This is a genomic window from Microcystis sp. M090S1 (assembly GCF_020246295.1).
Classification (GTDB): domain Bacteria; phylum Cyanobacteriota; class Cyanobacteriia; order Cyanobacteriales; family Microcystaceae; genus Microcystis; species Microcystis aeruginosa.
In genome coordinates, this window is record NZ_JADBTF010000071.1 from 1 (window position 1) to 11084 (window position 11084).

Genomic DNA, 11084 nt, shown 5'->3' on the forward strand with positions numbered 1-11084 from the left:
TGTTGACCCTTTTCCCTGTTTGGCTTCTCGCAAAGCTCGTCAGGATTATTATGGCAAAATTACCTTTTCTTTTATTCAGGAGTTTGAGGCTTTCACATAACAGTACTTGTCTTTGTATTGAAAAATGTGTCCGTCAGTCACGCATATAACAGCAAAATTAGCAAATTATTGATACAAAACTTAATTTATGCTGTTAGGGAGAGGGAAGTGGGAAGTGGGGAAGTGGGGAAGCGGGGAAGTGGGGAAGTGGGGAAGTGGGGAAATTGAACTAAAACCCCAACACCCCAACACCCCAACACCCCCCGCAACGCGCACGCAGTGACCACCCCAACACCTAAAACCTGCCGACCGCCGACCGCCGACCGACTGCTGTATGATAAAACTTGTCCCGATAGGATAAATCAAGGTTGTGAAATTTGGTCAGTGGTTGGGGTTTATCTGTTTAATAATGGCTCTGTATGTATTGTGGCAGATTCGACAGCTGTTATTATTGATTTTTATGGCGATCGTGTTTACCGTAGCCTTAAATAGATGTGCGAAAGGATTGCAGAGATTAGGGATTAAAAGGGGTTTGGCTATTTTAATTACCCTGCTGACGAGTCTAGCAATTGTGATTTTATTTTTTATAATTATCGTTCCCCCCTTTATCGAACAGTTTCAAAAATTAATTGAACTTTTACCGCAAGCTTGGGATTTAGTCCGCAATAACTCGATTCGATGGCGACAACAATTTCAATTTGATTGGTTGCCATCGCTGCCTAATTTAAGTGATTTAGTCCGGCAGTTACAACCTTTAGGAACCTTTGTTTTTAGTAACTTTTTTACCTTCTTTTCTAACTCAGTTGCGGCAATTTTGCAATTATTATTCGTGCTGGTGTTAGCAATTATGATGTTAGCTAACCCCCAACCCTATCGACAAGCTTTCTTAAAATTATTTCCTCACTTCTATCGTCGTCGCGCCGAGGAAATTCTTACCCTATCGGAAGCAGGTTTGGGTAATTGGTTGTTGGGAATTGCCATTAGTTCAACTATGGTGGGATTATTCAGTGGTTTCGGTCTTTTTGTTCTACAAATCAATCTAGTTCTCGTTCATGCTATCCTAGCAGGATTGCTCAATTTTATCCCTAATATCGGACCGACTGCTAGTGTGATTTTTCCGATACTCATTGCTGTTATCGATGCACCTTGGAAAATTGTCGCTATTCTGATTCTCTATTTTATTATCCAAAATGTCGAAAGTTATTGGCTGACACCAACTGTCATGGCTAAACAGGTATCTTTACTACCAGCAATTACCCTAATCGCTCAAATTTTCTTCGCTCAAATATTTGGCATCTTAGGTTTATTATTGGCTTTACCTTTGACAGTGGTAGTAAAAACATGGTTAGATGAATTATTATTCAAAGACATTTTAGATCAATGGGATCACGGCCATAACAAATCTTAAATAATCTCGGCAAAAGTCATGAAATTAATCATTCTTACTCTCGTTATTTTATCTAATTTTTTTGCTCCCCTCCCAGCTAAGTCTGAAACGGTTCTAGAAAAAATTAAACGCACGGGATTATTAGAAGTAGCTATGAGAGAAGATGCGATTCCCTTTGGCTATCGGGATAGTAATAATAATTTGCAGGGATTATGCTTAGATTTTATCCAATTGCTCAGAGGGGAACTAAAGCATAAATTAAACCTCCAGATCATCAGTGTCAAAATTTATAAATCAACTTTATTTAATCGCTTCCAGTTATTGGAAAATAAAACCGTTGATTTCGAGTGTGGTCCCAATAGTATCAGAAAAAATATACCTGATGGTGTCAGTTTTTCTCGTCCTTTTTTTGTCACGGGAACTCAGTTTTTAGTGAGGAGTGATAATCAGAAGAATTTTAACTTTTCTTCGTCCTTAGAAGGTATAAGTATTGGAGTTTTGCGAGATACCAGCACTCAAGAATTATTAAGACAAAAATATCCTCTTGCTACCTATCAAGAATTTCAAGGAGTGACGGGAAGACTGCGAGGTATCCAAAGTTTAAGAAGGAATGGAATAGATGCTTTTGCTAGTGATGGGATTCTGCTAATTGGAGAAGCTGTCATTCTCGGTTTATCCCTAGGAAAAGATTATCAACTTATCCCGCGCAATCCTTTAAATTGTGATTATTATGGTTTTATTCTTCCCGCTAATGATACCCAATGGCAAGAGTTTATTAATGGGGTTATCGTCACCAGTGAGAACAGAAATATTTTTAAAACATGGTTTAATGAAGTTGCTGCCTATTTTATACATACCTGGCAGTATTGTCGTAATAATCCCGAAGACTCTAGGTAAAATTTAACGATTATGCACAAAAAAAATGATTTATTTTGGTTGGTTATTTGCAGTACAATAATCCTGTTTATTTGCAGTGCCACCAGACATATTTTATTTCAATCTAATGCTCTCGATCTTGGTTGGTTCGATCAGGGAGTTTACTTAATTTCTCAAGGTAAACCACCGATTATATCTTTTGTTGACTACCATATTTTAGGCGATCATATCGCTTTTATTCTCTATCCTATAGCCTTACTTTATAAAATTTATCCTAGCGTTTATTGGCTGCTTTTATTACAAGCTTTTTCCCTTTCCCTTGCCGTTTTTCCCCTCTGGCAATTGGCAATAGAAGCGGGATTAAAAGAAAAACAAGCTTATACATTAGCCTTAGTTTATCTGCTCTATCCCCTGATTTTTAATGTTAATCTCTTTGATTTTCATCCTGAAGTTATCGCAGTTCCAGCGATTTTTTGGACGATTTTGGCCGCAAGATTAAATAATCTCTGGGGATTTTGTCTAGGAATCATTATTATTCTCGGTTGTAAAGCAATTCTCTCTTTAACATTGTTGGGAATGGGTATCTGGTTACTTCTCTGGGAAAAGAAAAAAATACCAGGAATAATTGCTATGATTAGCGGCATTCTTTGGTTTATTATCACCACGAAATTATTAATCCCTCTCCTGACAGGAAAATCAGCAGTTATTGAAATGGCTGATTCTCGATATAGTTATCTAGGAGATAGTTTACCAGCAATTATCTTTAATCTTTTCCTCAAACCCGATCTTGTCTTGGGAAAAATCTTTACTGGCAATAATCTAGAATACCTCATTCTATTAATTATTCCCTTGGTTTGGGGTTTATCCTGGCGCTATTCTGCCCCAATAATTGCCGCTATTCCCGCACTCGCTTTAAATTTATTAGCAGATCATGCCCCACAAAAAAACTTAACCACTCAATATTCCCTGCCAATTTTGCCCTTTTTATTTCTAGCGGTTATCGCCACTTTAGCCCATAATAGCATCTGGTTGAAGCAGCCTAAATGGATAATTACTTGGGCAATTATTGCCTTTTTTGCCTTAGCTAAATACGGCTATTTTTGGTCACTGTATTTAAATTCCCTCGATACTTGGTCCGCCACCCAAAAAGCTCTAACCCAAATTACCACCAGTGAGAGTGTCTTGACTACTTCTAGAATTGCCCCCCATCTTACCCATCGAGAAATGATCAAATTAGCGATCGAAGGTTCCCAATCCCTAGATTTAAATCAATTTAATTATATCCTACTCGATCGCCGTCATCCCGGTTGGTCTAGTTCATCAGAACTAATTGATGATCACTTAAATAAACTGAATCAAAATGACAACTTTCAGTTAATCCTTAATGAGGATGATGTGTTTTTATATCGGGCCTTGACAACCCCTCAAGAAACAAAATAATTTGTCGTTCCACCGATTCCAATAAATTTTCTTTATCGATGGGAAACCAGACAATATCAGCATCGGCACGAAACCAAGTGCGCTGACGTTTGGCAAATTGACGGGTATGGAGGATAATTAGATCGATCGCCTGTTCTAAAGAAATTTCCCCGAGCAGATATTGCTTAATCTCTGCATAACCCAAAGTCTGCAAAAGTGGCCAATCCCAACCGTATTTATCCCCCAAATTCTGCACCTCTGCTACTAATCCCCTGGCGATCATTTGATGAGTACGAACAGTGATCCGCTTGTCTAAACTTTCTGGGGAACAGTCTAAACCAATTTGTAAAATTGGATAAGTGGGAGGGTTTTCTCCCTGCTGACTAGAGATAGGTTTTCCTGTCAGATAAAAAACCTCTAAAGCGCGTAAAGTCCTGATCTGATCATGGGGATGAATTTTTTTAGCAGCCTCCTCATCTACCTGCGTCAGAATTTGATAAAGATAGGATTGCCCTAAAGCTTGTAATTGCTGTCTTAAATCCGCTTGAGGAGAAACCCTCGGTATTTTTAAACCTTTGACAATGGACTTGATATAAAGTCCCGTACCACCGACCAAAAACAGAGGAGAATAGTGGAGAGTGGTGATTAAATCCTCAGCCTGTTCTTGGTACTGTGCTAGGGTAAAATTATCTTGAGGATCACAAATATCAATTAGATAATGGGGAATCCGCTGACATTCTTCTAAGCTAGGTTTAGCAGTACCAATATTAAATTCTCGATAGATTTGTCGGGAATCGGCACTGAGAATTACTGAATTAAACTTTTCAGCCAATTGTAGTGCTAAACTGGATTTTCCCGTGGCAGTTGCCCCACAAATAACAATTAAAATAGGTAAAGAGGAAGTAGTCATCGATGCTACATGACAGTGAACAGTAAACAGTAATCAGTGAAAAGACAGGAATGTTAAGCTCAGTAGGTAGGCATCAAAAATTATCAGACACCCCCTGATCAAGGTAGGGTTGATTCATGAATCAACCCTACTTATCAAGGGGGGATTAAGGGGGGATATATCTTCAATTTAATTATAACCACTTACTTAAGACGCATTTAAACAGGGTATTGTTAAGCTGATTAACAGCTTAACAGCAAGAAATTAAGTTTGTCATTAATTTTCGTTGAACAAAAAAACAGCACCCATCAGGATGCTGTTTGTCAAGAAAATGTTACAAAACTTAAGCTAAAGCCGCCATTTTCACATCGTTATTAGCGAGGATATTTTGCAACTCCTCTGCGTCCACGGTTTCTTTTTCCACTAACATTTGCGCTAACTGGTCCAAGATGGCGCGGTTATTGACTAAAACCTCTTTAGCGCGACGATAGGCCTGTTCCACTAAGTTACGCACTTCCTCGTCAATAGCTGCCGCAGTTTCATCGGAGAAATCTCGATCGGAAGCGATATCACGACCTAGGAAAACATTACCATTTTGACGACCTAAGGCCACCGGTCCCAGGCGATCGCTCATTCCGAAACGAGTTACCATTTGCCGCGCTACTCGTGCCACCTGTTGCAGGTCATTAGAAGCACCCGTAGTCACTTCTTCCTCACCGAAGATAATTTCTTCAGCTAAACGACCCCCCAAAGCTACAGCCATCTGATTTTGCAGATAAGCGCGAGAATATAACCCGGATTCCATGCGATCCTCGCTGGGAGTGAACCAAGTTAAACCCCCAGCGCGACCGCGAGGAATAATACTAATTTTCTGGACGGGATCGTAATCCGGCATTAAAGCACCCACCAAAGCATGACCAGCTTCATGGTAAGCAACTAAAGTTTTGCGTTTTTCACTCATGACGCGATTTTTCTTCTCAGGACCTGCCAGGACACGATCGATCGCATCGTTGATCTCATCCATGGAAATCTCGGTTAAATTACGACGTGCCGCTAAAATTGCGGCTTCGTTGAGCAAATTAGCTAGATCGGCACCGGTAAAACCGGGGGTACGACGGGCGATTTTATCGAGATCCACGTCTTGGGCCAAAGTTTTGCCTCTGGAGTGGACATTAAGGATTTCCTTACGGCCAGCGTAATCGGGACGATCTACCACCACTTGGCGATCAAAACGACCCGGACGTAATAAAGCGGCATCCAGCACATCGGGGCGGTTAGTGGCGGCGATAATGATAATACCTGTATTACCTTCAAAACCGTCCATTTCCGTTAATAATTGGTTGAGGGTTTGTTCCCGTTCATCGTTACCACCCCCTAAACCGGCACCCCGTTGACGACCGACAGCATCAATCTCATCGATAAAAACTATACAAGGTGCATTCGCTTTCGCTTGTTCAAATAGGTCGCGGACGCGAGAAGCACCCACCCCGACGAACATTTCCACGAATTCCGAACCGGAAATGCTAAAAAACGGGACTCCTGCTTCTCCAGCTACTGCGCGAGCAAGCAGGGTTTTACCTGTCCCCGGAGGACCGACTAAAAGGACTCCTTTGGGGATTTTTGCCCCAATTGCCGTGAAGCGATCGGCATTTTTCAGGAAGTCCACCACTTCGTTTAATTCTAATTTTGCCCCTTCAATCCCGGCCACATCACCGAAAGTAACCTGGGTTTGGGGTTCCATCTGTACCCTTGCTTTCGATTTGCCGAAGTTCATCGCTTGGGAACCTGGGCCACTTTGGGCGCGACGGAGCAAGAAAAATAGACCAACAAGAAGTAAAATCGGGAAAAAGAGGCTACTGAAGGCTCTTACCCATACTCCTTCTTCTCTTTGGGGAAGTACGGAAATATCAACGTTATTTTCTGCCAAAATGTTGATTAATTGCGGATCGTTGGGCAGGTTGACCAATACATTTGTACCATCTTGAGTGGGTACGATCGCTCGTTGCCGGTCGGCACTTAAGCGCACGGTTTCCACTTTACCTTCCCGTACTTCCTGTAAAAATTCGCTATACTTCCAAGTTTGTGGGACTGCTGGCTGGCGATCGAAGAAAGCTGAGGCTAAGACAAGGACTACGATTAACAATAGGGCATATAGTCCCGCATTGCGCCATTTTTTGTTATTACCGTTTTTGTTCACGCTGTTGAACTCCTGATAAATTGAGGATGATCTTATCGGTTGTTAAGGGGTTGTTAATTTATGTTAACGTTTCTCAGGAACAGTGGACAGGTTTTTTTTAATAGACCTCTGGCAAAAATCAAAAATCTTCCGTTAGGTGAGGAGTAAGGAGCCAGTAGTCGGTCGTCAGGAGAATTAAGAATGAGCATTAATCAATTAAATGCTCTATTTAGGGATTTTAGGCAATTTTATGCCTACTTTTGTCATTTTTGAACTTTAAAAAATTAATTATGCAAGAACTCTAATATATGCCCGTTCTGGTCCTCATACTAAATCCTGTTATTAAAAACTGATTATTTATTCACCCTTTTGCATGAGTGCCTGTCCTGATATGTAGCCTATACTGAACGGATTTAGTATAAATGGGGGTTCGCTGCTCAAGAACGCTTGGCTAAACAAGAAGCTGAATAACGAGCCATCTGGCTGCCTGAACGGCTTAGATACCTTGGAATTAACCCCGATGAAATCTCAGAAAAGTGCTTTTAGAAATAGCACAAAAACAATAGTTAGGATCGGCACAGGAAAATGGCAGTGAGCATTAAATATTTAAGAGCCAATTTTAAAGGCTTCTAGAAACAAACTATAGGTGATACCAATTTTGAGTAAATTGAAAGATTCTCGCAGAATCGGTGCGGGTTTAGCCTGAGAACTTTTTCGGTAAACAATCCGGCTAATCGCCTCCGTAAACAGCACTAATAAACCAGCCGCGGTGACATCCCATTGAGCAGTTTGTCCAGCAGTGGTGACAATTGCTTGACCAGAAAAAATTCCAAATAAAACACAAATTATCTGTAGGGAAATCCGCCGCCAAGGATTACCAAAAAAGCTATTAAATCGACTGCTGGTGACATTAGCCAGCGTACTTAAACGGGTGCGTTGCATGGCCATATTTATTTAGAAGTAATACGATTAAGAAGCCACAAAGAAGTAACGATACCAGTAAAGTGAGCGAGAATTGTATTAGTATTAGCCTGCACAATTAACAGATCAACCGAATTAACAAATTGACTGGGGTTAGAGGCAACATTAAAAGTACCTTGGGGAACATTGAGGGATTTAATTAAGACGATTCCCGCTAACGCTTGCGCTCCCAAAATCGTTAAAAACATCCCGATAATATTAGCGATTAAACCCTGACGGATTAACTGAATAGTATCGGATTTTTTCGGGCGACTATCTTGATCACCCCTCAACATTTGACGGGCAATTTTCATGTAACGAGAGGAAAAGAAAATGGCGACCACCAAGAAACCAGCCCCACCAATGGCACATAAAACACCGATTTCAATGCCAGAAGTGCGTTGTCTCGTCCCTAATAAACTAGCGGTAGCAATGAGTAATAAAACCCCTGAAATTACGCCCAGGACAATCTGCGTCCAAAAACCGATTCTTCCCTGACGTAAAAGGATATTAGCAGCCCGTTGGACGGCCGGAGGCAAGGAATAAAGATCAGAATCTCTAGGGGTGGATATATTGGTAATTTCTGATTGTTTGTCTCTCATCGGGGTTAAGCTAGGGTTGGGTAAATCTGGTCTTGATCTATTTTCGTCTTTTTTTTTGCCCATGGCTAGAGATTTAATCAAGCTCTGGCATAATTAATTTTTCATGGTTCAAAAAAGGCAAAAATAATGATTAAATTGCCTAAAATCTGTAAATAGACCATTTAATTGATTATTATTCATTCTTAATTCTCCTGACTACTGACTACTGGCTCCTAACCCTAACAACAATTTTTGATTTTTACCAGAGGTCTAATTTTGGCACTGACTGGCTATCTGTTTAGCTTCCACCTGTAAACGCTGGGCCATGCGAAACATTTCTTGACCGGTGTGGAGAGAGTGATCGTCGTAGTTAAGGGTAAAGGTTTCTAATTCTTCTAGTCCGTCAGTGAGATGATTGAGACAGTAGTAAAGAGAAGCGGCCACTTTGGCCATTTTGGCAGGGTTGGGCCGTTGGCAAAAGAGGGTTTTGGCTCGATCGAGATTTTGGCGACAGGTTTCTAGATAGTCTTGAAAAACAGCCATTAACTGATCATCGAAGGGATCGGCGGATAGGTGATCGATCTGACCTTTGAGAGGCCGGATAATTTGACCGATCAGGCGATTAATCGGGCTATAGGTCTGGTTATACCACTGTTTGACTAGGGCCTCGTCTTCCTGGACCGCTTCTTTGTAACGATGGTAATTTGCTTGGGCAGTGGCAGTGCGTTGGCCGCGTTTTTCGGGAAAATTGGCGATTAGTTGGTTATCATAGTCCTTTCTTAGCCTCGGATCGCTTAAAATCTCGTAGGCGGCGTTAATAGCAACGATTTTATCGTGACTGGCACTATCGTTTTGACTATCGGGATGGAATTGTCTGGCTAAACGCCGATAGGCCCGTTTAATCTCGTCAGGGGTCGATTTATGGCTGATTTCTAAGGTTTGGTAGTGGTTGCCGGTCATGAGCGCAAGCGATCGATCTGTCTTTTATTATTATCGACTATGCTTAACGCGGCGGAGAAGGAGAATTGTCGAGAGTGGGAAAGTGGGGAGGTGGGGTGTGGGGTGTGGGGTGTGGGGTGTGGGAAGAATACATAAAAATAATCTCCTGTCTCCTGAATACTGACTTCTGACTCCCGACTCCTGACTTCTAACCCCATGTTGGACAAAGATAAGCAAAAATTATCTATTGACTCCAAAAACTTGAGAATATTTAAATTAACATTTCGCAATATTTATAAATTCTTAAGAATTAATTGAGAAAGATTTTTATTTAACAACGATTTTACAATGGTTACAGCGATTTGATAAAATTTCATAGTGGGTTATTCTGTGCTTTTTTGGTCAGCAATGGTTGAAACCCTTGCCACACCTACAAGGTGATCCTAGTTAAGACAGGTAAATTAGTCAATTTCACCCACAACGATGATCTTTTTTTTGTGTAGTTTTATTGCAAAAAAAAAGTTTTTTTGACAAAAAGCACAAAGTATGAATTAGGAAGTGGGAAGTGGGAAGTGGGAAGTGGGAAGTGGGAAGTGGGAAGTGGGGGAGAAGGGAGAATAAATAAAAATAATCTTCAGAATTCAGAGTTGAGAATTTATAATTCTGATCTGACAAAATTGGCAATAATTAGACAAAAGGATTGATTTCAGGGATATCCTCGATCGAGGGTAAGTCTATTGGGCCCGATCGCTCTTGTCTAAGATAATAGGGACAATGAAGCTGACAATCGGGACGATGGGGAAAATCAACTAAATCATTTTGGTATGCTGATAGATAGCGATCGAGATCCTTCAATAAACGGCGCAAATCTCGCCCTGTCTGTTGGTGTAGTTTCCGATTATAGTTAAAAGTAATTTGTTCGGGGCTGCGGGGCAACTGCACAAACCAATAGGTCATCGATAAACTATCAAGAGGATAAGCAGAAGTTTCTGCCAACACATACAGATAAAGTCTCGTCTGCCAATTTTTGGCTAGTTGGTCAGCATCGATAGGTTTTAAGTAGGTTTTCCAGTCAAAAATTACCGCTCGATCGCTCTCTAATAAAATTAAATCATAGATAACCGTTAATAAATAATTACCCACAGTTAAACTGCGACAATGTTCCGCTTCTCGATTGGTTTCTCCCGGATTTTGGGCAATTGCCGGGGCAGCCTTTAATAGGGCCGTTAAACAATGTTCTAACTGTTCATTTTCCCGTAATAAAGATGCGATCGGCAGCCCTAATTCCCGCTGCTGTAATAATAGGTGAAACTGACTGCCCCATTCTTGCCGCTGCAATTGTTCAGGGTCAGCCGGTGTGTTGAGTTCCTCTAGATAGACTTTTTGAAATCTGGGTGGACAGGTTTCCAATAGGTTTAAATGACCTTGGGCAAGACGGTAGATCTTAGGCATAATAGGATTATCGTGAATATTATCGAGAAAACGGGTTTCTCCGAGAAACCATGAGAAAACGGGTTTCTTGAAACCCGTTTTCTGTATAAATGTTAATTTATGTTGTGGAAGTCCTGAAAGATTGGGGATTGTTGAGCTAAAACTGTTAGCAGTAAACCTTTGCTGCCAACACCATGACTTCCACCCTGTTGCCGAGCCTTCCTGCTGTTGACGATGTTTTGTTCAATTTTGCTCAATCTGATGGCTTGAGTCAAATTAATCAGGTGGATAGTGCGAGAAATCAGGGTTTAACCGCACCCGAATTAAATACTGTAGTTTTCCTCGATGCTGGTGTTACCGATTATCAAAGTCTCCAAGCTGGGGTAA

General features: G+C 41.0%; 10 protein-coding genes. 4 read left to right on the forward strand and 6 right to left on the reverse strand.

Annotated elements, in window-relative coordinates:
• The first annotated feature begins 409 nt into the window (after positions 1-409).
• From IM477_RS03170 to IM477_RS03180, 3 genes are read left to right on the forward strand one after another with little or no spacing between them, the layout of a single operon-like run.
• Complete coding sequence (locus IM477_RS03170) at positions 410-1447, forward strand: AI-2E family transporter (protein WP_287730503.1); 1038 nt, start codon at positions 410-412, stop codon at positions 1445-1447.
• An 18-nt stretch (positions 1448-1465) separates the two neighbouring features.
• On the forward strand, positions 1466-2323 hold the full coding sequence (locus IM477_RS03175; protein ID WP_287730504.1) for an amino acid ABC transporter substrate-binding protein: 858 nt from the start codon (positions 1466-1468) through the stop codon (positions 2321-2323).
• Between the two features lie 12 nt (positions 2324-2335).
• Positions 2336-3742: a DUF2079 domain-containing protein gene (locus IM477_RS03180; protein ID WP_287730505.1), complete on the forward strand. Its 1407-nt coding sequence runs from the start codon at positions 2336-2338 to the stop codon at positions 3740-3742.
• Here IM477_RS03180 and miaA read toward each other — a convergent pair.
• From miaA to IM477_RS03210, 6 genes are all read right to left on the reverse strand, one after another.
• Positions 3684-4631, reverse strand: a complete 948-nt coding sequence (gene miaA / locus IM477_RS03185) for a tRNA (adenosine(37)-N6)-dimethylallyltransferase MiaA (RefSeq protein ID WP_287730506.1) — start codon at positions 4629-4631, stop codon at positions 3684-3686. The genes IM477_RS03180 and miaA overlap by 59 nt on opposite strands.
• Before the next feature lie 322 nt (positions 4632-4953).
• A complete protein-coding gene (gene ftsH3, locus IM477_RS03190; protein ID WP_287730507.1) occupies positions 4954-6807 on the reverse strand; it encodes an ATP-dependent zinc metalloprotease FtsH3 in 1854 nt (617 codons plus the stop codon).
• A 585-nt stretch (positions 6808-7392) separates the two neighbouring features.
• A complete protein-coding gene (locus IM477_RS03195) occupies positions 7393-7734 on the reverse strand; it encodes a DUF565 domain-containing protein (RefSeq protein ID WP_002763032.1) in 342 nt (113 codons plus the stop codon).
• A 2-nt stretch (positions 7735-7736) separates the two neighbouring features.
• Positions 7737-8348, reverse strand: coding sequence for a DUF3611 family protein (locus IM477_RS03200; RefSeq protein ID WP_002800798.1), 612 nt, complete (start codon positions 8346-8348; stop codon positions 7737-7739).
• A gap of 249 nt (positions 8349-8597) precedes the next feature.
• Positions 8598-9287, reverse strand: coding sequence for a J domain-containing protein (locus tag IM477_RS03205; protein ID WP_079205394.1), 690 nt, complete (start codon positions 9285-9287; stop codon positions 8598-8600).
• A 666-nt stretch (positions 9288-9953) separates the two neighbouring features.
• The gene (locus IM477_RS03210; RefSeq protein WP_287730508.1) at positions 9954-10718 is read right to left on the reverse strand and encodes a PD-(D/E)XK nuclease family protein; all 765 of its coding nucleotides are present in this window, start codon (positions 10716-10718) and stop codon (positions 9954-9956) included.
• A 173-nt stretch (positions 10719-10891) separates the two neighbouring features.
• Here IM477_RS03210 and IM477_RS03215 point away from each other — a divergent pair.
• Positions 10892-11084, forward strand: a 193-nt coding sequence (locus IM477_RS03215) for a hypothetical protein (RefSeq protein ID WP_287730509.1), incomplete at its 3' end; no start/stop codon positions are given.

Bases quoted from the DNA above. Each gene is read 5' to 3' on its own strand.
- IM477_RS03175 (WP_287730504.1), top strand. From the start codon at position 1,466: ATGAAATTAATCATTCTTACTCTCGTTATTTTATCTAATTTTTTTGCT.
- IM477_RS03180 (WP_287730505.1), top strand. From the start codon at position 2,336: ATGCACAAAAAAAATGATTTATTTTGGTTGGTTATTTGCAGTACAATA.
- miaA (WP_287730506.1), bottom strand. From the start codon at position 4,631: ATGACTACTTCCTCTTTACCTATTTTAATTGTTATTTGTGGGGCAACT.
- IM477_RS03195 (WP_002763032.1), bottom strand. From the start codon at position 7,734: ATGGCCATGCAACGCACCCGTTTAAGTACGCTGGCTAATGTCACCAGC.
- IM477_RS03200 (WP_002800798.1), bottom strand. From the start codon at position 8,348: ATGAGAGACAAACAATCAGAAATTACCAATATATCCACCCCTAGAGAT.
- IM477_RS03205 (WP_079205394.1), bottom strand. From the start codon at position 9,287: ATGACCGGCAACCACTACCAAACCTTAGAAATCAGCCATAAATCGACC.
- IM477_RS03210 (WP_287730508.1), bottom strand. From the start codon at position 10,718: ATGCCTAAGATCTACCGTCTTGCCCAAGGTCATTTAAACCTATTGGAA.